Annotated in this window: 18 protein-coding genes; 6 read left to right on the forward strand and 12 right to left on the reverse strand. The window is 71.5% G+C overall.

Annotated features, from left to right (window positions below; genetic code table 11):
- Nucleotides 1-210: 210 nt before the first annotated feature.
- The 6 genes from whiA to IG84_RS0132470 all read right to left on the reverse strand — a co-directional run bounded on the left by whiA (nt 211) and on the right by IG84_RS0132470 (nt 6,972).
- Nucleotides 211-1,200, reverse strand: coding sequence for a DNA-binding protein WhiA (whiA, locus tag IG84_RS0132445; protein WP_031065284.1), 990 nt, complete (start codon nt 1,198-1,200; stop codon nt 211-213).
- A complete protein-coding gene (locus IG84_RS0132450; protein ID WP_031065287.1) occupies nt 1,191-2,249 on the reverse strand; it encodes a gluconeogenesis factor YvcK family protein in 1,059 nt (352 codons plus the stop codon). Before IG84_RS0132450 ends, whiA begins: the two co-directional genes overlap by 10 nt.
- A complete protein-coding gene (rapZ, locus tag IG84_RS0132455; RefSeq protein ID WP_031065290.1) occupies nt 2,246-3,196 on the reverse strand; it encodes an RNase adapter RapZ in 951 nt (316 codons plus the stop codon). Before rapZ ends, IG84_RS0132450 begins: the two co-directional genes overlap by 4 nt.
- Nucleotides 3,193-5,262, reverse strand: a complete 2,070-nt coding sequence (gene uvrC, locus IG84_RS0132460; RefSeq protein ID WP_031065292.1) for an excinuclease ABC subunit UvrC — start codon at nt 5,260-5,262, stop codon at nt 3,193-3,195. The genes rapZ and uvrC overlap by 4 nt, the downstream gene beginning before the upstream one ends.
- A gap of 248 nt (nt 5,263-5,510) precedes the next feature.
- On the reverse strand, nt 5,511-6,350 hold the full coding sequence (locus IG84_RS0132465; RefSeq protein WP_031065294.1) for a hypothetical protein: 840 nt from the start codon (nt 6,348-6,350) through the stop codon (nt 5,511-5,513).
- A gap of 4 nt (nt 6,351-6,354) precedes the next feature.
- Nucleotides 6,355-6,972, reverse strand: coding sequence for a papain-like cysteine protease family protein (locus IG84_RS0132470; RefSeq protein ID WP_051862710.1), 618 nt, complete (start codon nt 6,970-6,972; stop codon nt 6,355-6,357).
- A 238-nt stretch (nt 6,973-7,210) separates the two neighbouring features.
- Here IG84_RS0132470 and IG84_RS0132475 point away from each other — a divergent pair, with 238 nt between their 5' ends.
- Nucleotides 7,211-8,149: a hypothetical protein gene (locus tag IG84_RS0132475; protein ID WP_031065298.1), complete on the forward strand. Its 939-nt coding sequence runs from the start codon at nt 7,211-7,213 to the stop codon at nt 8,147-8,149.
- A 38-nt stretch (nt 8,150-8,187) separates the two neighbouring features.
- Here the strand turns inward: IG84_RS0132475 and IG84_RS0132480 are convergent, their stop codons facing one another.
- Genes IG84_RS0132480 through IG84_RS0132490 form a run of 3 tightly spaced genes read right to left on the reverse strand, consistent with a single transcriptional unit; the run spans nt 8,188 to nt 11,133 of the window.
- Nucleotides 8,188-8,604 (reverse strand): Rieske (2Fe-2S) protein, encoded by a 417-nt coding sequence (locus IG84_RS0132480; RefSeq protein WP_031065301.1) that lies wholly within the window; start codon nt 8,602-8,604, stop codon nt 8,188-8,190.
- 58 nt (nt 8,605-8,662) lie between these two features.
- Nucleotides 8,663-10,123, reverse strand: coding sequence for a sugar porter family MFS transporter (locus tag IG84_RS0132485; protein WP_051862712.1), 1,461 nt, complete (start codon nt 10,121-10,123; stop codon nt 8,663-8,665).
- Nucleotides 10,124-10,128: 5 nt separating this feature from the next.
- Entirely contained in the window at nt 10,129-11,133 is a 1,005-nt protein-coding gene (locus IG84_RS0132490; protein ID WP_031065308.1) for a zinc-dependent alcohol dehydrogenase family protein, read from the reverse strand.
- Between the two features lie 235 nt (nt 11,134-11,368).
- Between IG84_RS0132490 and IG84_RS0132495 the strand changes: the two genes are divergently transcribed.
- Together IG84_RS0132495 and IG84_RS0132500 are read left to right on the forward strand one after the other, a co-directional pair.
- Entirely contained in the window at nt 11,369-12,373 is a 1,005-nt protein-coding gene (locus tag IG84_RS0132495; RefSeq protein ID WP_031065310.1) for a LacI family DNA-binding transcriptional regulator, read from the forward strand.
- Nucleotides 12,374-12,567: 194 nt separating this feature from the next.
- Nucleotides 12,568-13,545: a carbohydrate kinase family protein gene (locus IG84_RS0132500; RefSeq protein WP_031065313.1), complete on the forward strand. Its 978-nt coding sequence runs from the start codon at nt 12,568-12,570 to the stop codon at nt 13,543-13,545.
- Between the two features lie 126 nt (nt 13,546-13,671).
- Here the strand turns inward: IG84_RS0132500 and IG84_RS0132505 are convergent, their stop codons facing one another.
- Nucleotides 13,672-13,953: a metal-sensitive transcriptional regulator gene (locus IG84_RS0132505; protein WP_031065315.1), complete on the reverse strand. Its 282-nt coding sequence runs from the start codon at nt 13,951-13,953 to the stop codon at nt 13,672-13,674.
- An 87-nt stretch (nt 13,954-14,040) separates the two neighbouring features.
- Between IG84_RS0132505 and IG84_RS0132510 the strand changes: the two genes are divergently transcribed.
- Entirely contained in the window at nt 14,041-14,616 is a 576-nt protein-coding gene (locus tag IG84_RS0132510) for a rhodanese-like domain-containing protein (RefSeq protein WP_031065318.1), read from the forward strand.
- A gap of 137 nt (nt 14,617-14,753) precedes the next feature.
- Here IG84_RS0132510 and uvrA read toward each other — a convergent pair whose 3' ends face one another.
- The gene (uvrA, locus tag IG84_RS0132515) at nt 14,754-17,819 is read right to left on the reverse strand and encodes an excinuclease ABC subunit UvrA (protein ID WP_037801117.1); all 3,066 of its coding nucleotides are present in this window, start codon (nt 17,817-17,819) and stop codon (nt 14,754-14,756) included.
- 564 nt (nt 17,820-18,383) lie between these two features.
- On the opposite strand from uvrA, the gene IG84_RS0132525 reads away from it, so the two are divergent.
- Both IG84_RS0132525 and IG84_RS0132530 read left to right on the forward strand, forming a co-directional pair.
- Nucleotides 18,384-19,112 (forward strand): maleylpyruvate isomerase family mycothiol-dependent enzyme, encoded by a 729-nt coding sequence (locus IG84_RS0132525; protein WP_031065326.1) that lies wholly within the window; start codon nt 18,384-18,386, stop codon nt 19,110-19,112.
- 73 nt (nt 19,113-19,185) lie between these two features.
- Nucleotides 19,186-19,842 (forward strand): MBL fold metallo-hydrolase, encoded by a 657-nt coding sequence (locus tag IG84_RS0132530; protein ID WP_031065330.1) that lies wholly within the window; start codon nt 19,186-19,188, stop codon nt 19,840-19,842.
- 87 nt (nt 19,843-19,929) lie between these two features.
- On the opposite strand, the gene IG84_RS0132535 is transcribed toward IG84_RS0132530, so the two are convergent.
- Nucleotides 19,930-20,940 (reverse strand): TerC family protein, encoded by a 1,011-nt coding sequence (locus IG84_RS0132535; protein ID WP_031065333.1) that lies wholly within the window; start codon nt 20,938-20,940, stop codon nt 19,930-19,932.
- Between the last annotated feature and the right edge of the window lie 64 nt (nt 20,941-21,004).

A 21,004-nucleotide genomic window follows, 5' to 3' on the forward strand; every position in this document is an offset into this window, starting at 1 on the left:
CGCCGAGCTGTATGGGATGTCCCCGACCGCCTCCGACCCTACCCCCTGTACGAGACGTACGTGACATTGACATGGGGCTCTCCTTCTGCTCAAGTGAGCGCCCTTGAGCCCCTCTGACGCCCTTGCGTACCCGGCCCCGCGTCAGTACGCACGCGCCCCCGGCACCCAGTGCGGGTGCCGGGGGCGCGTACTGACAAGTAGCGATCCGGTTCAGCCGACCATGCCCTCGGCGAGGTCGTCGGCGAGATTGGATTCCGTACCCGGAATGCCGAGGTCCTGTGCGCGCTTGTCGGCCATCGCGAGCAGCCGGCGGATGCGGCCGGCGACCGCGTCCTTGGTGAGCGGCGGGTCGGCGAGCGCGCCGAGCTCCTCCAGGGACGCCTGCTTGTGCTCCATGCGCAGCCGGCCGGCCGCCGCGAGGTGCTCCGGCACCTCCTCGCCGAGGATCTCCAGCGCGCGCTGCACGCGGGCGCCCGCGGCGACCGCGGCCCGCGCCGAGCGGCGGAGGTTGGCGTCGTCGAAGTTCGCGAGGCGGTTGGCCGTGGCCCGCACCTCGCGGCGCATTCTGCGCTCCTCCCAGGCGAGCACCGACTCATGGGCGCCCAGCCGCGTCAACAGCGCGCCGATCGCGTCACCGTCACGGACCACCACCCGGTCCACGCCGCGCACCTCGCGGGCCTTGGCCCCGATGCCGAGCCGGCGGGCCGCGCCGACCAGCGCGAGCGCCGCCTCCGGGCCCGGGCAGGTCACCTCCAGGGAGGAGGAGCGGCCGGGCTCGGTGAGCGAGCCGTGCGCCAGGAATGCGCCGCGCCAGGCGGCCTCCGCGTCACAGGTGGCCCCCGAGACCACCTGCGGGGGCAGGCCCCGGATGGGGCGGCCGCGGCCGTCGACGAGGCCGGTCTGGCGCGCGAGCTGGTCGCCGCCGGCCACCACCCGGACGACGTAGCGGCTGCCGCGGCGGAGTCCGCCCGGCGCCATCACCACCAGGTCCGAGGAGTGCCCGAAGATCTCCAGAATGTCCTTGCGGAGCCGCCGGGCCGCGATGCCCGTGTCCAGCTCCGCCTCGATCACGATGCGCCCGCTGACCAGGTGCAGCCCGCCGGCGAACCGCAGGATCGACGAGACCTCCGACTTCCGGCAGCAGGTCCGGGTGACGGGGAGCCGGGAGATTTCATCCTTCACCGCTGCCGTCATCGCCATGGGCCGATCCTTCCATGCATCCGAAAAATACGGTCGTACGCGGCGGCCAGCAGCTCCGGGTCGTGCCGAGCGGAACCGCCCCCAGGTTTCCCCTGGTGAGCGCTGCTTTGCGCGGCCACGGCCGCCAGCTCGACCGCACTGCCGAACAGCTCCTTGGCCGCTCCGGTCAGAGACTCCCGGTCGGGCACGGCGTCCTGATCGGCCAGCACCACGTCGAAGGCGAGTTTAGGGGCGTGTCGGGCCAAAACCTCCAAATGACGCTGCGGGGAAAACCCGTCCGTCTCCCCCGGCTGGGGTGCGAGGTTCAACGAGAGAACCTTACGGGCCTTGGTCTCCTCCAGCGCCTCGCGGAGCTGCGGCACCAGAAGATGCGGGATCACGGAGGAGAACCAGGACCCGGGGCCGAGCACCACCCAGTCGGCGTCCCGGACCGCCTCGACGGCCTCGGGGACGGCGGGCGGCTCCTCCGGGACGATGTGCACGGACTGCACCTCGCCGCGGGTGAGCGCGACCGTGGCCTGGCCGCGGACGGTGGAGATCTCGTCCGGGCGGCCCTTGTGGTGCCCCTTGACCAGGGCCTGCAGCTCCAGCGGCACGGCGGACATCGGGAGCACCCGGCCCTGCGCGCCCAGCAGCTTGCCGACCAGGTCCAGCGCCTGGACGTGGTCGCCGAGCTGTTCCCACAGGGCGACGATCAGGAGATTTCCCACAGCGTGGTCGTGCAGCTCGCCGCCGCTGATGAAGCGGTGCTGGATGACCCGGGCCCAGGTCTGGCCCCAGTCGTCGTCGCCGCACAGCGCCGCGAGGGCCTTGCGCAGATCGCCCGGCGGCAGCACACCCAGCTCGTCGCGGAGCCGGCCGCTGGAGCCGCCGTCGTCGGCGACGGTGACCACGGCGGTCAGATCGCGCGTGATGCGGCGCAGCGCGGCGAGCGAGGCGGACAGCCCCATGCCGCCGCCGAGGGCGACGACCTTCGGGGTGGCGCCCTTCTGCGTGCTGCCCCGTACGAGCCGGCGTACGCGGCGCATCCGGGGCGTGCGGCTGGTCACTCGCGCCCCATGTCCCGGTGGACGACGACCGTCTCGACTCCTTCGGAGACCAGCCGGCGGGCGAGCTTCTCCGACATGGCGACGCTGCGGTGCTTGCCGCCCGTACAGCCGACCGCGATCGTGACGTACCGCTTGCCCTCGCGGCGGTAGCCCTCCGCGACGATGCGCAGCAGCTCGGCGTAGCCGTCCAGGAACTCCTTGGCGCCGGGCTGGCTGAAGACGTAGTTCGACACCTCTTCGTTGAGGCCCGTGTACGGCCGCAGCTCCGGCACCCAGTGCGGGTTCGGGATGAAGCGGCAGTCCACGACGAGGTCGGCGTCGACCGGCAGGCCGTACTTGAAGCCGAAGGACATCACCGTCGCGCGCAGCTCGGGGACCTCCTCGCCGGCGAACTGGGCGTCCATCTTGGCGCGCAGCTCGTGGACGTTCAGGCTGGAGGTGTCGATCACCAGGTCGGCGTCGCCGCGCAGCTCGCGCAGCAGGTCGCGCTCGGCGTCGATGCCGTCGACGATGCGGCCGTCGCCCTGCAGCGGATGCGGGCGGCGGACCGACTCGAAGCGCCGGACCAGCGCCTCGTCGGAGGACTCCAGGAAGACGATGCGGCGCTTGACCTGGGCGGCGTCCAGCGCGGCCAGGGACTCCTTGAGGTTGTCGAAGAAGCGGCGGCCGCGGACGTCGACGACCACCGCGATGCGGGCGACGTTGCCCTGGGAGCGGGCGCCGAGGTCGACCATCGGGGGGATGAGCTCGGGCGGGATGTTGTCGACCACGAACCAGCCCAGGTCCTCCAGGCACTTCGCGGCCGTGCTCCGCCCCGCGCCCGACATCCCGGAGATGATCACGAGCTCGGGGATCGCGGGACTCCGGTCCTGGTCGTCACGGGTCGGCGCCGCACTCGCCTGCGCGCCTTCTCTGCCGGTCTGCTGCTCGGGGCTGCTGTCGCTCATCGTTCCTGTCCCTGTTCTGAAGGCAACGCGGCCTGCGGTGCCTCCTCATCTTCAATGATCTCTCCGGTGGCGGTGTTGACCGCCGGGGCGGCCGGAGCGGCCTGGGCCAGGGTCGCCGCGACGGTCTCGGCGGTCTTGCGGCCGACGCCGGGCACCTCGCAGATCTCCTCGATCGTGGCCCCCTTGAGTTTCTTCAGGGAACCGAAATGCTTCAGGAGGGCCTGGCGGCGACTCTCGCCGAGGCCCGGCACGGTGTCCAGAGGGCTCGCGGTGAGCCGCTTGCCGCGCTTGTTGCGCTGGTAGGCAATGGCGAAGCGGTGCGCCTCGTCACGGACGCGCTGCAGGATGTACAGGCCCTCGCTCGTCCGGGGCAGCACGACCGGGTCCTCCTCGCCGGGCACCCAGACCTCCTCCAGGCGCTTGGCCAGCCCGCAGACCGCGACATCGTCGATGCCCAGCTCCTCCAGGGCCCGCTGGGCCGCGGCGACCTGCGGCCGGCCGCCGTCGACGACGACGAGCTGCGGCGGGTACGCGAAGCGCTTGGGGCGGCCCTCCTCGTCCTTCGGGCCCGGCGCGGCCCCGGAGGGGTCCGCTGGCCCCGGCACGGCCCCGGAGACCAGGTCGGCGGCGTCCGGCCCGGTCTTCTCCTCCCACTCGCCGGTCTTCTGCTTCTCCTGGAGATACCGCTTGAAGCGGCGGGAGATCACCTCGTGCATGGACCGGACGTCGTCCTGGCCCTCGAAGGACCTGATCTGGAAGCGTCTGTACTCGCTCTTCCTCGCCAGCCCGTCCTCGAAGACCACCATCGACGCCACCACGTCCTCGCCCTGGAGGTGGGAGATGTCGAAGCACTCGATGCGCAGCGGCACGGAGTCCAGCTCCAGCGCCTCGGCGATCTCCTCCAGCGCCCGGGAGCGGGTGGTCAGGTCCGAGGCGCGCTTGGTCTTGTGCAGCGCCAGCGCCTGCTGGGCATTGCGCTGGACCGTCGCCATCAGGTCCTTCTTGTCGCCGCGCTGCGGGATGCGCAGCGAGACGTTCGACCCACGGCGCTCGGTCAGCCACTGCTGGACCGGCTCGACGGGGTCCGGCAGCGCCGGTACCAGGACTTCCTTGGGGACGGCGTCGCCGCGCTCCTCGCCGTACAGCTGCTGCAGGGCGTGCTCCACGAGGGCCGCGGTGTCGACGTTCTCGACCTTGTCGGTGACCCAGCCGCGCTGGCCGCGGATCCGGCCCCCGCGGACGTGGAAGATCTGGACGGCGGCCTCCAGCTCGTCCTCGGCGAGCGCGATGAGGTCGGCGTCGGTGGCGTCGGCGAGCACCACGGCGCTCTTCTCCATGGCCCGCTTCAGCGCCTCTATGTCGTCCCGCAGCCGGGCGGCGCGCTCGTACTCCATCTCCTCGGCGGCCTCCGCCATCAGCCGCTCCAGGCGGCGGATGTACGCGCCCGTGCGGCCGGCCATGAAGTCGCAGAACTCCTCGGCCAGTTCGCGGTGCTCCTCGGCCGAGACCCGCTCGACGCAGGGGGCCGAGCACTTGCCGATGTACCCGAGGAGGCAGGGGCGGCCGATCTGGGCCGACCGCTTGAAGACGCCCGCGGAGCACGTCCGTACGGGGAAGACCCGCAGCATCAGGTCGACGGTCTCGCGGATCGCCCACGCGTGGCCGTACGGACCGAAGTACCGCACGCCCTTCTTCTTGGCGCCGCGCATGACCTGGACCCGCGGGAACTCCTCGTTGAGCGTGACGGCGAGGTACGGATAGCTCTTGTCGTCCCGGTACTTGACGTTGAACCGCGGGTCGAACTCCTTGATCCAGGTGTACTCGAGCTGGAGCGCCTCGACCTCGGTGGAGACGACGGTCCACTCCACGGACGCGGCGGTGGTGACCATCGTGCGCGTGCGCGGGTGGAGATTCGCCAGGTCCTGGAAGTAGTTCGACAGGCGCTGACGCAGGCTCTTGGCCTTGCCTACGTAGATCACCCGCCGGTGCTCGTCGCGGAACTTATAGACCCCCGGCGAGTCGGGGATCTGTCCCGGCTTGGGTCGATAGCTGCTGGGGTCTGCCATGTCCGCCACCCTACTGGTGACCACTGACAACCCGGCGCCGGTCCGCGCTGCCGGCCCGCAAGCGTTGGCCCGAGCTCTCGCCCCCCGCCCCCACCCCCGCTCTCCCCCCTAAAGGGGGAGGAGAGCAGGGGGCGGGGGAGGGTAAGGGGGTGGGGGGAGGCAGCCTCGCCTCGCGGGCGGGGGAAGCAGCCCCGCCTCGCGGGTGGGAGAGGCGGCCTCGCCTCGCGGGTGGGGAATGCAGCCTCGCCTCAGCGCCGCCGCAGCTTGCGCCCCATGACCGTGCCGCCGAGTGCCAGCGCGGCGAGGGTGCCGAGCGCAGTCAGCACGGCGACCAGCGGGCCGCTGTCGTCCGCGGCCGCGGCGGCCGCGACCGGCTCCGACGCGTCCTTGCGTACGGCGGGCCCGGACGCCGCACGCTCCCCGTAACCGCCCGCCTCCCCGCGCCGGTCGTACGCCGAGCCCGGCAGCTTGTCCCCGTACGCCGCGTGCACCCGCTTCTGGTACGCGGCGACCGTGGTCCCGGACGCGCCGACCGCCCGCTTCGCGTCCGCGTCCAGCGGCAGCACGCGGTCCCCGCGCTGGACGTACCAGGCGTCGATCTGCGGCTCGCGGAAGAGCGCCCCGCCCTCCGCCTTCGCCCGCGCCGCGTACGCCGTCTCGTCGGCGCCGGTGGCGATGTTCACCACCCGCCAGGTGTCCGCGCCCGCCGTCCGTACGGTCCACACCGACGCCTCCTGGCCGTCGGCCGAGACCGCCCTGCTGGCCAGGAAGTCGAGCTTCGCGACCGGTGTGCCTGAGCGGCCGCGTACGAAGTCCGGCGCGAGCACGTAGACGGGCACGGTCGCGCCTTCAATGCGCGGCGCCGCGGCCTTGACGCTCACCTTGCCGTCGCGGGCGAAGAAGCGGGCGAGGGTCTTCAGGGTGCCGGGGGCGCTCGCCGCGTCGTGCGCCGCGGCCACGCTCGCCGCGGCCGGCGCCTTGGGCGGTGCGGGGGTGTCGGCGGCCAGCGCCGCCTGCGGGGCGAGCCCGGCGAGAGCGGTGGCCAGCGCCGCGGTGACGGTGGCGCGCGTGTGGTTCCGGTACGTCATCGCCTCAGGCTCCGATCCGGTAGAGGGAGTGCGTCCAGGAGAACTCGCTGCCGTTGACGTAGTAGCGGTAATCGCCCCAGTTGTAGCGGTTGTTGTCCGGCCAGGGGTCGCCCCAGTACACCCAGTTGTTCGCGGTGTCGAAGCCGTACAGGACGTGCATGTGGCCGCCCCCGGAGGACCACTGGATGCGGGTCTCCACGGGCCTGTTGGCGTTGATCTCGTTCTGCACGGTGCTGTAGTTGAGGTAACCGCTGACGTAGCTGCCGGGGCTGATGCCGGCCCAGTCCAGGCCGTTCTGCACATCTCCGAGCGTGGCCTGGCTGTTGGGGCAGGTGGTGCCCTGCTGGCGCCCGAAGGCGGCGTTGCAGAACTGGTTCTGGCTGTAGCTGCGGCCGAACCAGGTCGCGATCGTGTTTCCGGAGGCCGCCCAGCACCAGTTGCTGTTCTGCTGGGCCTGCATGGTGATGTTCAGTCTGTTGCTTGCGAGCGCGGTCTCGGGGGCGGCCGTCGCCGTCGCGGCGGGGAAGCCGGTGAGGACGGCGGCGACGGCCGCGATCAGGGGCCATCTGCGACGCCTGGAGCGGGGACGGGACGTGCGAGTGCGGCGGGACGGGCGGTGCATGGCGGTCCTCCCGAGGGGGGTGGGAAGAGGGAGAGGAACGCATCCGGATGATGCTGAGGAGCATCGGGTGTTGTCCGAGGCAGGTCAACACGCTTCAATGCGGGGTGACGCAGGGGTGTGGACGGACGGGCCCTGATGTGAACGTCCCCTGCCCGGCGATCTGCGAGGAACGGACAGCGCCGGCGGGACGTGTGAACTCCGGTTGTGAACGTTCACGCCGCGCACCGGAGGGTTGGCAATGGCACAGGACACCGCCGCATCGGCCGGGCTGGCGCAGATGCTGCGCACCGGCCCGTTCCACCTGGCGCTGCGCGCCGCGCTGGCCGAACGCGGCCTCGCCCTGCACCGCGTGCAGTACAAGCTCGCGCAGCGCGGCATCAAGGTCGGCGTCACCAGCCTCAGTTACTGGCAGCAGGGCGCCCGCCGCCCGCAGCGCCCCGAGTCGCTGCGCGCGGTGACGGCGCTGGAAGAGGTACTGGAGCTGCCGGCCGGCGCGCTCACCAGGCTGCTGGAGTCGCAGACCCCGGTGTACCCGGACGTCGAGCGCCCCACGGGCCGGTCGTACCGCACCCTGACCGAGGACTCCGACGTCGTACGGAAGCTCCTCGCCGACCTGGGCGCCCCCACGGACGGCGGGCTGCACACCGTGGGGCAGTCCGAGCGGGTCCTCATAGGAGCCCGCCGCGAGCTGCTGGACCGCGAGTCGCAGCAGGTGGTGCGCGCACACCGGGACGGCGTCGACCGCTACATCGCCATCCACTGCGGCGACGAGGGCGCCGACCCGGCGCGGATGACGGTCAGGGCGACGGAGAACTGCCGGCTGGGCCGGGTGCGGCACGTCCCCGAAGCGCCGCTCGTGGTCGCCGAACTGCTCTTCGACACCCGGCTGCGGGCCGGCGACACGTACGTCTTCTCCTACGGGTTCCGCGACGGCACCGCGGGCGAGTCCACCGAGTACTTCCGCGGCTTCCCCTTCCCCGGCGGGCAGTACGTCCTGCAGGTGCGCTTCGACGAGGCGGCGCTCCCGGTGCGCTGCGGCCGCTTCGCCCAGGCGACGACGGCCTCGCCGCGCACCGCCCGCCAGGAGCTGACACTGAGCGGGCAGCACCGCGCCGTCCACCTGGTGGACCAGTCGGTACGGCCCGGGCTGCTCGGGATCGAGTGGGACTGGGGGTAAGCCCTTCGGGGTGCGCGGAGCGGCGCCCCCGGGGCAAGTCAGCCCGCGATCAGCTTGCCGCCCTTGACCTTGACCGGGATCTCCTCCAGCGGCGAGGTCGCCGGGCCGTGCACGGGCTTCCCGGTGGCCACGTCGAACCGGCTGCCGTGCAGCGGGCAGGTCGCCACTTCCTTGTCGAGCTTGTTCAGGACCGCGCCCGCGTGCGTGCACACCGAGCTGAAGCACTTGAACTCGCCCTTGACGGGCTGCGAGACGACCAGCTTCTCCTCGGGGTAGAGCTTGGCGCCGCCCACCGGTATCGCGTCGGCCGCGCCCAGCTCGGTCTCCTGGGTGGGCGCCTTCGGGGCCGAGCCCGACGCCGAGCCGCCCGCGGAGCACGCGGCGGCGCCGACGCAGGCGATGCCCGCGAGCGCGGCCCCTCGCAGCACGGTACGGCGGTGGAGGGGCTCGCTCATGGTCATGACTCCTGCGGTCCGAGGGGCGGGGTGGCTCCCCCGGACGCGGCACGGGCTCTCAGGGGGTGGCGCTGCTGCCCGACGATACCGGGGCGGAATCCGCTGCCCCGGCCGGGTCCGCGGTACCCCGGAGCAGGTCCTGTTCGATCTCCTCCAGGCTGCGCCCCTTGGTCTCCGGGAGCAGCTTCCGTACGAACACGAAGGCGAGGAAGGTCATCACCGCGAAGAAGAGGAAGTTGGCGCCCGCCCCGAAGGTGTCCAGGAGCGAGGGGAACACCAGCGCGACCGCCATGTTGAACAGCCAGTTGAAGATCACGCACAGGCTGACCGCCGCGGCCCGCAGCCTCATGGGGAACAGCTCGGGCAGCATCACCCACTGCACCGGCCCCCAGGACACGGCGAACGACGCGATGTACAGCCCGATCCCGAGGAGCGTCAGCGTGGACAGCAGCGCACCGTAACCCAGCCCCGAGAGGTTGGTGACGGCCAGCACCACCATCGCCGCGCACATGCCCAGCGCGCCCCACAGGAGCAGCGGCTTGCGCCCCTTGCGGTCGATCAGCCGCATGGCAGGCAGCGTCATCAGCATGTTCAGCGCGCCGACACCCATGGTGGCGATGATCGCTCCGCTGTCCCCGAAGCCGACGTTGGTCAGCAGCCGGGGCGCGTAGTAGATGATCGTGTTGATGCCGACGAAGTTCTGGAAGAACACCAGCAGCATCCCGACCACGAAGACCGGCCGCAGCTTCGGCGCCAGCAGGTGCCGGAAGGTCAGGCTCTCGGTCTGCGCACGCTCGGTCCGTACGGTCTCCTCGATCTCCGCCAGCTCGGCGCCGGCCGCCGCGCCGTCCCCGCGCAGCTGCAGGAGCACCCGCCGCGCCTCGTCGCCGCGCCCCTTGCCGACCAGCCAGCGCGGGCTCTCCGGCTGCGTGATGATGCCGATCGCCAGGACGGCGGCCGGGACCACGCCGAGCCCGATCATCCAGCGCCAGGCGCCGGAGTCGTGGAAGAGGTAGTCGGTGACGTACGCGAGGAAGATGCCCACCGTGACCAGCAGTTGCATCAGGGAGGCCAGCCCGCCGCGCACGTGCTTGGGCGCCAGCTCCGTCAAGTACAGCGGGACGACGACGGACGCGATGCCGACGCCGATGCCGAGGACGAAGCGGAAGACGATCAGCATCCAGACGTGCGTCGCGAACGACGCGCCGAGCGTGCCGAGGATGAAGACCCCGGAGGCGGCGAGGATCAGCCGGCGGCGGCCCCAGGAGTCCGACAGCCGCCCGGACAGGCCGGCGCCGAGCATCGCGCCGACCAGCAGTCCGGAGACGACCATGCCCTCCAGCAGCGGGCTCATCGGAAGGTCGCGCTTGATGTAGAGGAGTGCGCCGGAGATGACGCCGGTGTCGTAGCCCCACAGGATGCCGCCGAGAGCGCCGAAGACCCAGATCAGCGCGTTCTTGAGGCGGGGTGCTGACGTACGAGGTGCTGCTGTACGAGGTGCTGACGTGGAAGGTGCCATGCCCGTCACCCCTTGGCCGGTGCGAGGTGGATCTTGCGGCCCGTGCCGGCCTTGAAGCGGGCCACGGCCTCGTCGAAGTCCTCCAGCCCGAAGACGTCGCTGACCAGCGGTTCCAGGTCGAGGCCCGAGGCGAGGACGTCGATGGCGGGCTGGAAGCTGTTGTGCACGGCCATCGACCCGATGATGTCGATCTCGCTGTTGTATACGAGGTACGGCGAGAACGCGGCCTTGCGGGACGGGTCCGTGACACCGAACTGCAGGAACGTACCGCCCTTGCGGACGCGCCCCAGCCCGTCCTCGATGGCGGGCACCGCACCGGTCGCGTCGACGACCACCTCGAAGCCCGGGCCCTTGCCCCGCGCGAGCTTGTCCGCGCTGGTCACGGCCGCGTCCAGGCCGAACGACTCGGCGAACGCCAGCCGCTCCTCGTTCAGGTCCACCACCGATACGGAGGCGGCGCCCGCGGTCCGTACGAGCGCGGCCATCATCAGGCCCATCGTGCCCGCGCCGTAGATCAGGTAGTGCTCGCCGGGACGGCGCGGCAGCCGGTTCAGCCCGTGCACCGCGCAGGACAACGGCTCGATCAGCCCGGCCGCGGCCTCGGAGAACGAGTCGGGGATCACGTAACAGCAGCGGGCCGGCACGGCGACCCGCTCGGCGAAGCCGCCGGCCTGCGTGACGCCGATCGCGCGGTAGTCCTCGCAGAGGTTGCCGCGGCCGATCCGGCAGTAATGACAGGCGCCGCACGGCATGTTGGGGTCCACGGCAACCCGGTCGCCGACGGCCGGCGCGGTGACACCCTCGCCGACCTCGATCACCTCGCCGGTCAGCTCGTGCCCGGGGATCACCGGGTACGTCACGGGCGGCAGCTCGCCGCCGAGGATGTGCATGTCCGTCCCGCACAGGCCGCACGAGGAGACGCGGACGACGACCTCGCCGGGTTCGGGCCGGGGGTCCGGCACGTCGGCCGGGGCGGCTCGGCCCGGCTCGGTGACCACGACAGCGCGCATATCGCGCCTCCACTTCGTTGTGCTGGTCTGATGCTGGTGCTGCGACTCGGTGCCGCACGCCGGTCCGGTCCTCGGCGGATCAGGTTGCGAGTCCCGCGGCATATCGATTGCGGGGAGGCTAGTCCCGACGTAAACGCTTACGCAAGCGTTTACGCGACGCTTCTGATGCGTTACGGTTTCCCCAAATCACGCACGCCGTCGGACACGTCGGCCACGTCGGGGAGGACGGCACCGTATGGCGACGATGGTGGATGTCGCACGTCGCGCGGGGGTTTCCGTGGCGACGGTCTCGCACGTGCTGAACGAGACCCGACCCGTGCGCCCCGACACCCGCAAGTCCGTCCTGGACGCGATCGACGAGCTGGGTTACACCCACAACACGCTCGCCCGCTCCCTGGTCACCTCGCGCACCCGCTCCATCGGCCTCGCGGTCTCCGCGATCAGCAACCCGTACTTCACCGAGATCCTGCAGGGCGTCGAGGCGGGCGCGCTGGAGGCCGGGTACAGCCTGCTGATCGCCGACCCGCACGACGACCCGGTCCACGAGCGCAAGGTCGTCCAGCTGCTGCACGAGCGCCGGGTGGACGGCATGATCGTCGCGCCCTCCGCCGAACCCGCCGCGCTCGTCGAGTACGTCACCAAGCGCGCCGTGCCCACCGTCTACCTCGACCGCCTCGTCGGCGACGCGCACGACCAGGTCTGCGCCGAGAGCACCGCGCCGATACGGCAGCTCGTCGAGCACCTGGCCGACCTCGGGCACACCCGGATCGGCCTGGTCGCGGGCCTGCCGGGGCTGAGCACGACCACCGAGCGCGTCGCCGGCTACCGCGAAGGACTGCGGTCCCGCGGGCTGCCGTTCGCGCCCGAACTGCTCGCGGGCGGCAACTCCGAGGCGGAGGGCGCCGAGGACGCCACCCGCCATCTGCTCGCCGCGCCCGAGCCGCCCACCGCCGTGATCACCGCCAACAACGCCATGACCATCGGCGCCCTGAAGGCCCTGGGCGAGATGGGCCTGCGCGTACCGCGCGACATCGCGCTCGCCTGCTTCGACGACTTCTCCTGGGCGGACCTCTTCTCGCCCCGCCTCACCGCGATCTCCCAGCCCAGCCGGGAGATCGGCGCGGCAGCGGTCCAGCTCCTCCTGGACCGCCTGGACGACCCGGCCCGGCCCCCGCGCACCATCCGCCTGCCGTGCACGTTCGTGCATCGGACGTCGTGCGGGTGCGGGGAGGGGGCGTGAATGCGGTGGCTGCGCGGCACGCCCCTGCGATACGGCCGCGGGTCTCCGGCCGCGGCCGGGCCGGTCGGCGTACTCGTCGACCGGCGGTGTGCTGCCCGCCCCGTCACCTGACCCATTGTCAGCCACGCCCGTCATACGGCGGCGCCGCATGACACACCCGTACTACCCCGGACCGGCCCCGGAAAGGACCCCTCGTGATCGTCGTCGCCGGCGAAGCCCTCATCGACCTCGTCCCCGCGAGCACAGCGGACGGCGGGCGCGCGCCCGCGGACGGTGCCGCGCTGCCCGCGCTGTCGCCGCAGCGGGGCGGGGGCCCGTACAACACCGCGGTCGCGCTGGGCCGGCTCGGCTCACCCGCCGCTTTCTGCTCGCGGGTCTCGACGGACGCCTTCGGCGCGTCGCTGCTGGACGGCCTGCGGGCGGCCGGCGTGGACACCTCGCTGGTCCAGCGGGGCGCCGAGCCCACCACGCTCGCGCTCGCCGACATCAGTCCGGACGGCTCGGCCGGCTACGGCTTCTACGTCGAGGGCACCGCCGACCGCCTCTTCACCCTGCCGCCCGCCCTCCCCGACGAAGCGCGCGCCCTCTCCCTGGGCACCTGCTCGCTCGTACTGGAACCGGGCGCGAGCGCGTACGAAGCGCTGCTGCGACGGGAGGCGGCCCGCGGCGTGTTCACCGCGCTGGACCCGAACATCCGCGCCGGCCTGATCGCCGACCCGGACGCCTACCGCGCCCGCTTCCGCTCCTGGCTCCCGCACACCGCCCTGCTGAAGCTCTCTGAGGAGGACGCGCGGTGGCTGGCCGGGGCGGAGGATCTTCCGGAGGCGGCGGCCGCCGACGCGGTGGCCGGAGCGATCAAGGAGTGGCTGGCCGCGGGCCCTGCGGCCGTGGTGCTCACCCGGGGCGGCGCCGGCCTGACCGCCGCGACACCGGCCGGCGAGGTGACCGTACCGGGCGTACGCGTCGACGTCGTGGACACCATCGGCGCAGGCGACACGGTCAACGCGGCGCTGCTGCACCGCCTGGACGCGCACCACGCACTCTCCCCCGCCGCGCTGGGCCGCCTGGACGCGGACGCCTGGCGGGACATCCTCGGCTTCGCCGCCCGCGCCGCCGCGCTCACCTGCTCGCGCGCGGGCGCGGAACCGCCGTACGCGTCGGACCTGGCCTGATCCGGCCTGGCCGGTCCGACCTGACCTGGCCCGATGGCCGCCCTGGGCGGGTGGGGCGGCGGGGCAGCGAGGCACCGCCTGCCGCCGCTCATGCGCTCAGGGCGCTCAGGCGCCCATCGCGGCTGATCACGCCAGCGACAGGAACAGCTTCTCCAGCTTGGCGCGCATCTCGTCGCGCTCCATCTGCGGGGCCGCGCCCTCGGACTCGCCCGTCAGGCAGTGCTCCAGGCCCGTGGCGATGATCGCGAAACCGGCCCGGTCCAGCGCACGGGAGGCGGCGGCCAGCTGCGTGACGACCTCTTCGCAGGACCGGCCCTGCTCGATCATCCCTATGACCCCGGAGATCTGCCCCTGGGCCCGGCGCAGCCGGTTGACGGCGCCTTTCAGTTCCTCTGCTGGCAGCTCCACGGCCTTTCCTTTCCACGAATACCCCGGTGGGTATGGTAGCGCTGGTCCTTGCACCCGCATTCCCGGTACGTCCGCGAGAGGACCCGCATGGCCACCCCCGCCGCACCCCTGTCGGTCGAAGATCTTCGCCCCCGTCTGCACGAGCTGACGCTCATCGACGTCCGCACTCCCGGGGAGTACGCCTCCGGACACATCCCCGGCGCCCTCAACGTGCCCCTCGACCAGCTCGACCAGGCCGTAGCGACCCTGCGCTCGGTCACCGCGCGCGGACCGCTCGCCGTGGTCTGCGCGGGCGGCAACCGCTCCGCCACCGCCTGCGACCTGCTCGCCGACACCGGGGTCACCGCCGCTTCGGTGACCGGTGGCACCAGCGCCTGGGCCGCCGGCGGCCACCCGCTGGACCGTCCCGCCGACGCCCGTGCCGTCTGGCCCATGGAGCGCCAGGTCCGGCTGGCCGCCGGGGCGGTCGTGCTGGCCGGTGTACTGGCCGACCGCGTCCTGCCGGGCGCGAAGTACCTGTCCGCCGCCCTCGGCGCCGGCCTGGTCTTCTCCGCCGTGACCGACACCTGCGGCATGGCCAAGGTCCTCGGCAGGCTCCCGCACAACCGCCGCCCCGCCGCGCTCCCGTCCCTCACCGCCACCCTCCGCACCCTGGAGAGCTGAGCCACCCGCAGCTCGGTTCCACCGACCACATCGGCTGTACGGCCGGCCCGACGGGCCGGGAGGCCGGGCCGGCCGATCGCGCGGTACGGCCGGCCCGGAGGCTCAGGGGCTGTGCCCCTGTCCGCCCCTTCCGCCCGTCAGGACTTCCCCTTCGCCCCCTTCGGCTTCACCGCCTTCGTCGCGGTCTTCTTCACCGCCTTCGTCGCGGTCTTCTTCGCCGACGACTCCGCGGCCACGGTCTTCTTGGCCGCGGTCCGCTTCGTCGCCGTCTTCTTGGCCGCCGTCTTCGCCGCCGCCGACGTGGTCTTCTTCGCCGCCGAGCGCTTCGCCGGCGCGCCCTTCGACGAGGCCGCGTCGCTGACCCGGTCGCCGAGGATGTCCCGCAGGAACTTGCCGGTGTGGCTGGCCGGGACCCCGGCGACCTGCTCGGGCGTGCCCTCGGCGACGACAAGTCCGCCGCCGTTGCCGCCCTCCGGGCCCATGTCCACGACCCAGTCCGCCGTCTTGATCACATCGAGGTTGTGCTCGATGACGATCACCGAGTTGCCCTTGTCGACGAGCCCGGACAGCACGCGGATCAGCTTGTTGATGTCCTCGAAGTGCAGACCGGTCGTCGGCTCGTCCAGGACGTAGACCGTGCGGCCCGTGGACCGCTTCTGCAGCTCCGACGCCAGCTTCACGCGCTGCGCCTCACCGCCGGAGAGCGTCGGCGCGGACTGCCCGAGCCGGACGTACCCGAGGCCGACCTCGTTGAGCGTCTTCAGGTGCCGGGAGATCGTCGGCACCGCCTCGAAGAAGTCCAGCGCCTCCTCGATCGGCATGTCCAGCACCTCGGCGATGGACTTGCCCTTGTAATGCACCTCCAGCGTCTCGCGGTTGTACCGCGCCCCGTGGCACACCTCGCACGGCACGTAGACGTCCGGCAGGAAGTTCATCTCGATCTTGATCGTGCCGTCGCCCGAGCAGTTCTCGCAGCGGCCGCCCTTGACGTTGAAGGAGAAGCGGCCCGGCAGATAGCCGCGGACCTTCGCCTCCATCGTCTCCGCGAACAGCTTGCGGACGTGGTCGAAGACGCCGGTGTACGTCGCCGGGTTCGACCGCGGCGTGCGGCCGATGGGCGACTGGTCCACGTGCACGACCTTGTCGACCAGGTCGTCGCCCTCGACCCGGGTGTGGCGGCCCGGCACCGACTTGGCGCCGTTCAGCTCCCGCGCCAGGTGGGTGTAAAGGATGTCGTTGACCAGCGTCGACTTGCCCGATCCGGAGACGCCCGTGACGGCGGTCAGCACACCCAGCGGGAAGGACACGTCGATGTCGCGGAGGTTGTTCTCCTTCGCGCCGTGCACCGTGAGGCGGCGCTCGAGGTCCACGGGCCGGCGCGCGCCCGGCGTCGGGATGACCTTCTTCCCCGACAGGTACTGCCCGGTCGCGGACTCCTCGTTGGCCAGCAGCTCCTTCAACGGACCGCTGTGCACGACCTTGCCGCCGTGCTCACCGGCGCCGGGGCCGATGTCCACCACCCAGTCCGATGCCTTGATGGTGTCCTCGTCGTGCTCGACGACGATCAGGGTATTGCCGAGGTTCCGCAGCCGGACGAGCGTCTCGATCAGCCGGTGGTTGTCCCGCTGGTGCAGCCCGATCGACGGCTCGTCGAGCACGTACAGCACGCCGACCAGCCCGGAGCCGATCTGGGTGGCGAGCCGGATGCGCTGGGCCTCGCCGCCGGAGAGGGTGCCGGCCGCGCGGTTCAGCGAGAGGTAGTCCAGGCCGACGTCCACCAGGAACCGCAGCCGCTCGTTGACCTCCTTCAGCACCCGCTCGGCGATCTTCTTCTGCCGGGCGTCCAGCGTCATGTCGCGCAGGAAGTCGGCGCAGTCGCTGATCGACATGGCGGCGACGTCGGCGATGGACTTGTCCTGCACCGTGACGGCCAGCACGATCGGCTTCAGCCGCGTGCCCTCACAGGCCGGGCAGGGCACCTCGCGCATATAGCCCTCGAAGCGCTCGCGGCTGGAGTCGCTCTCCGCCTCGGAGTGCCGCCGCCGGACGAACGGCAGGGCGCCCTCGAACGGAGTGGTGTACCGCCGCTCCCGGCCGTAGCGGTTCCGGTAGCGCACCTCGATCTGTGTGCGGTGGCCGTTGAGCAGGGCCTTCTTGGCGCGCTGCGGCAGGCCGGCCCAGGGGATGTCGGTACGGAAGCCGAGCGCGTCGGCGAGCGCGCCGATCAGCCGGCCGAAGTACTCCCGGTTGTGGCCGTGCGACCAGGGGTGGATGGCGCCCTCGTCGAGCGACTTCTCCTCGTCCGGGACGATCAGCTCCGGGTCGACCTCCATGCGCGTACCGATGCCCGTGCACTCCGGGCAGGCGCCGAAGGGCGAGTTGAAGGAGAAGGAGCGCGGCTCCAGCTCCTCGAACGAGAGGTCGTCGTACGGGCAGTAGAGGTGCTCCGAGTACATCCGCTCGCGCTGCGGATCGTCGGCGTCCAGGTCGACGAAGTCGAGGATGACCATGCCGCCGGAGAGGCCGAGCGCGGTCTCGACGGAGTCGGTCAGCCGGCGCTTGGCGGTCTCCTTGACCGTGAGGCGGTCGACGACCACCTCGATCGTGTGCTTCTCCTGCTTCTTGAGCTTCGGCGGCTCGGAGAGCTGGATCGTCTCGCCGTCGACCCGGGCCCGGCTGTATCCCTTGGTCTGCAGGTCGGAGAAGAGGTCGACGAACTCGCCCTTGCGCTCGCGGACCAGCGGCGAGAGCACCTGGAACCGGCTGCCCTCGGGCAGCTCCAGCACCTTGTCCACGATGGCCTGCGGCGACTGGCGGGCGATCGGTCGGCGGCACTCGGGGCAGTGCGGCTTGCCGATGCGGGCGAAGAGCAGGCGGAGGTAGTCGTAGACCTCGGTGATCGTGCCGACCGTGGAGCGCGGGTTGCGCGAGGTCGACTTCTGGTCGATGGAGACCGCCGGGGACAGGCCCTCGATGAAGTCCACATCGGGCTTGTCCATCTGCCCGAGGAACTGCCGGGCGTACGAGGACAGCGACTCGACGTAGCGCCGCTGGCCCTCGGCGAAGATCGTGTCGAACGCGAGCGAGGACTTGCCCGACCCGGAGAGGCCCGTGAAGACGATGAGGGAGTCGCGGGGAAGGTCGAGCGAGACGTTGCGGAGATTGTGCTCGCGAGCGCCACGGACGATGAGACGGTCTGTCACGCCGGTCGGCACCTTTCGTGAGAGGAGCGGGGTGCCGCGCACCCCCGCCCCAGGGTATGGGGGCCGCCGCGGCAATGTCTGTCGATGTCGTTTCGATGCCACACACGAGCCTATAGCACGTGCATTCGATTTACGGTCTCCGCCGGACGGCTTCACCCGAAGGTGTGGCCGAACGGCATTCCGCTGACGCGAAGGCGCCGGTGCCCCGGCGCACTACCGCGGAGCGGCCTGCTGCACAACGGAACCGGACGCCTGGTCCGCCGCGCCGAACGCCTGCTCACGGCGGCGCCGGACGTCGGATCCCACCGCGTCCTTCACGGTAACGCCGGGGTCTGACAACGCCGGTTCCCGAACCGATCACCGCGTCACTGACCTGCACATATATGCCCGTGGACCGACGAGCGCGCAGGCACGGACACCTCATCGGCCCGGCCGGGCGCACTCCTCCTGCAACAACGGAACCGGCCCGGCCCTTCCCCCTCCGCGTGGCTGGGCCCCCGCGCGCTCCCGGCTGGCGACGTGCGCCGACTCCCGCCGTGACGGCGGTGGCGCTAGCTTCGGACCATGACCGACACCGCACAGGAATTCGCGTACGACGCGGCAGCCGTCCACGCCGCCACCGACCGCCTGCTGGTCTCCGTGGCCAAGCTCGACGACGAGGCCGTCGGGGAGCCGTCCCTGCTGCCCGGCTGGTCCCGCGGCCATGTGCTCGCCCACCTCGCGCGCAACGCCGACGCGCTCGCCAACCTCTTCGCGTGGGCGCGTACGGGCATCCGCACGCCCATGTACGCCACCCCCGCTGCCCGCGACGCCGACATCGAGCGGGACGCCGACCGGCCGCTGGCCGTCCACCTGGAGGACCTGCGGTCCAGCGCCGAGCGCTGGGAGACGGCCTGCTCGGCCCTGGGGCCCGAGCGCCTGTCGTACGAGGTGGAGATGCGCAACGGCGTCGTCGAGCGGGCCGGACGGCTGCCCTTCCGCCGGCTCGCGGAGGTAGAGCTGCACCACGTGGACCTCGGCGTCGGCTACACGGTCGAGCACCTGGCGGCGGAGTACGTGGACGCCGAGCTGGCCTTCCTCGCGGAGCAGCGGCTGAAGGGACACCCGGACGTCGCCGCACTGGAGCTGTGCACCGACGACGGGCGGAGCTGGCGGACGGGCCGCGCCAACGGCACACCGCTCACCGTCAGCGGTTCCCCGGCCGCGCTCGTCGGCTGGCTCACCGGCCGCTCCAAGGGCACCGGCCTCACCACCGCCGACGGCGCCGCCCTGCCCGAGCTGCCGGACCGCTGACCGGGCGTCGGCCGGTACCGCGGTACGCCCCCGGACGCGCTGCCTCCAGGGCCCCGGCCAGTAGGCTGCGGGCATGGCGTACACCGGAGCAGTCAAGGTCGGCGGACCGGCCGACGTACACGAGCTGACCGATCTGATGATCTCCAAGGTCGCGGTCGGTCCGATGAACAACAACGCCTACCTGCTGCGCTGCCGCGCGACCGATACGCAGGTGCTGATCGACGCCGCCGCGGAGCCGGACACGCTCCTCGGGCTGATCGGCGAGAGCGGCATCACCTCGGTCGTCACCACGCACCAGCACGGCGACCATTGGGGAGCGCTCCGCGATGTCGTCGAGCGGACCGGCGCGCGGACCTTCGCCGGCCGCTACGACGCCGAGGGCATTCCCGTCCCGACGGACGTCCTCGTCGAGGACGGCGACACCATCAGCGTCGGACGGGTCACGCTCACCGCCCGCCACCTGGTCGGCCACACCCCCGGCAGCATCGCCTTGATCTACGACGACCCGCACGGCCACCCGCACCTCTTCACGGGCGACTGCCTCTTCCCCGGCGGGGTCGGCAACACCCGCGGCAACGCGAAGGACTTCGCCAGCCTGATCGAGGACGTCGAGAACAAGCTCTTCGCGCGACTGCCGGACGAGACCTGGGTGTACCCGGGCCACGGCGCGGACACCACCCTCGGCGCCGAGCGCCCGCACCTCGCGGAGTGGCGCGAGCGCGGCTGGTGACGCGACGGGCAAGCGACGAGCGCGCGGTGTACGGGCGGGGGCCCGCACACCGCGCGCTGTCTGTACGCCTGCGCCTCGGACTCAGGCTCAGGCGCCTATGGAGTCCTTGTCCTTGCCCTCCGTACCGCCCGCTCCGGCGGCGGCCTCGGCCTGCGCCTGCTTCTTGGAGGCGCGCAGGCTGGTGATCGTCGTGATGATCAGCACGGCGCAGATGACGCCCAGCGAGACCGGGATGCTGATCTCCGGGACGTGCACCCCGGACTCGTGCAGCGCGTGCAGCACCAGCTTCACGCCGATGAAGCCGAGGATGACCGACAGGCCGTACGAGAGGTGGACCAGCTTCTTCAGCAGTCCGCCGATGAGGAAGTACAGCTGCCGCAGACCCATCAGGGCGAAGGCGTTGGCCGTGAAGACGATGTACGGGTCCTGGGTGAGACCGAAGATTGCGGGGATCGAGTCCAGCGCGAAGAGGACGTCGGTGGTGCCGATCGCCAGCATGACGATCAGCATCGGCGTCATCAGGCGCTTGCCGTTCTCCACGATGAACAGCTTCGTGCCGTGGTACTTGTCGGTCGACGGGAAGCGCCGCTCGACCATCTTCAGGAAGCGGTTCTCCTCGAACTCCTCGTCCTCCTCCTCGGCGCGCGCCTCCTGGATGAGCTTCCAGGCCGTCCAGATGAGGAAGGCGCCGAAGATGTAGAAGACCCAGGAGAAGTTGGCGATGATCGCCGCGCCGGCGCCGATGAAGACGGCCCGCAGTACGAGCGCGATCAGCACGCCGACCATCAGCACCCGCTGCTGGTATATCGACGGCACCGCGAACTTCGCCATGATCAGGACGAAGACGAAGAGGTTGTCGACGCTCAGCGACTTCTCGGTGATGAAGCCGGCGAAGAACTCACCGGCCGGCTGTCCGCCGCCGAACAGGAAGAGCCCGAGCCCGAAGAGGGCGGCGAGCGCGATCCAGACGCCGGTCCAGATACCGGCTTCCTTGATGCTCACGTCGTGCGGCTTGCGGCCGCCGATGAAGAAATCGGCGGCGATGAGGGCGCACAGACCAAGAATGGTCAGCACCCACAGGGTCAGGGAAACGTCCACTGCTCCTCCGGCAGGTCGTAACAACACAAACAGCGTCGTCGCTGCCGGAGGTCTCTTCCGCCCC

Source organism: Streptomyces ochraceiscleroticus (genome assembly GCF_000720485.1).
GTDB lineage: Bacteria > Actinomycetota > Actinomycetes > Streptomycetales > Streptomycetaceae > Streptomyces > Streptomyces ochraceiscleroticus.

Bases quoted from the DNA above. Each gene is read 5' to 3' on its own strand.
- whiA (WP_031065284.1), bottom strand. From the start codon at position 1,200: ATGGCGATGACGGCAGCGGTGAAGGATGAAATCTCCCGGCTCCCCGTC.
- IG84_RS0132510 (WP_031065318.1), top strand. From the start codon at position 14,041: ATGGCCACCCCCGCCGCACCCCTGTCGGTCGAAGATCTTCGCCCCCGT.
- IG84_RS0132495 (WP_031065310.1), top strand. From the start codon at position 11,369: ATGGCGACGATGGTGGATGTCGCACGTCGCGCGGGGGTTTCCGTGGCG.
- IG84_RS0132465 (WP_031065294.1), bottom strand. From the start codon at position 6,350: ATGACGTACCGGAACCACACGCGCGCCACCGTCACCGCGGCGCTGGCC.
- IG84_RS0132530 (WP_031065330.1), top strand. From the start codon at position 19,186: ATGGCGTACACCGGAGCAGTCAAGGTCGGCGGACCGGCCGACGTACAC.
- IG84_RS0132470 (WP_051862710.1), bottom strand. From the start codon at position 6,972: ATGCACCGCCCGTCCCGCCGCACTCGCACGTCCCGTCCCCGCTCCAGG.
- IG84_RS0132485 (WP_051862712.1), bottom strand. From the start codon at position 10,123: ATGGCACCTTCCACGTCAGCACCTCGTACAGCAGCACCTCGTACGTCA.
- IG84_RS0132480 (WP_031065301.1), bottom strand. From the start codon at position 8,604: ATGAGCGAGCCCCTCCACCGCCGTACCGTGCTGCGAGGGGCCGCGCTC.
- IG84_RS0132490 (WP_031065308.1), bottom strand. From the start codon at position 11,133: ATGCGCGCTGTCGTGGTCACCGAGCCGGGCCGAGCCGCCCCGGCCGAC.
- IG84_RS0132475 (WP_031065298.1), top strand. From the start codon at position 7,211: ATGGCACAGGACACCGCCGCATCGGCCGGGCTGGCGCAGATGCTGCGC.
- rapZ (WP_031065290.1), bottom strand. From the start codon at position 3,196: ATGAGCGACAGCAGCCCCGAGCAGCAGACCGGCAGAGAAGGCGCGCAG.
- uvrC (WP_031065292.1), bottom strand. From the start codon at position 5,262: ATGGCAGACCCCAGCAGCTATCGACCCAAGCCGGGACAGATCCCCGAC.
- IG84_RS0132525 (WP_031065326.1), top strand. From the start codon at position 18,384: ATGACCGACACCGCACAGGAATTCGCGTACGACGCGGCAGCCGTCCAC.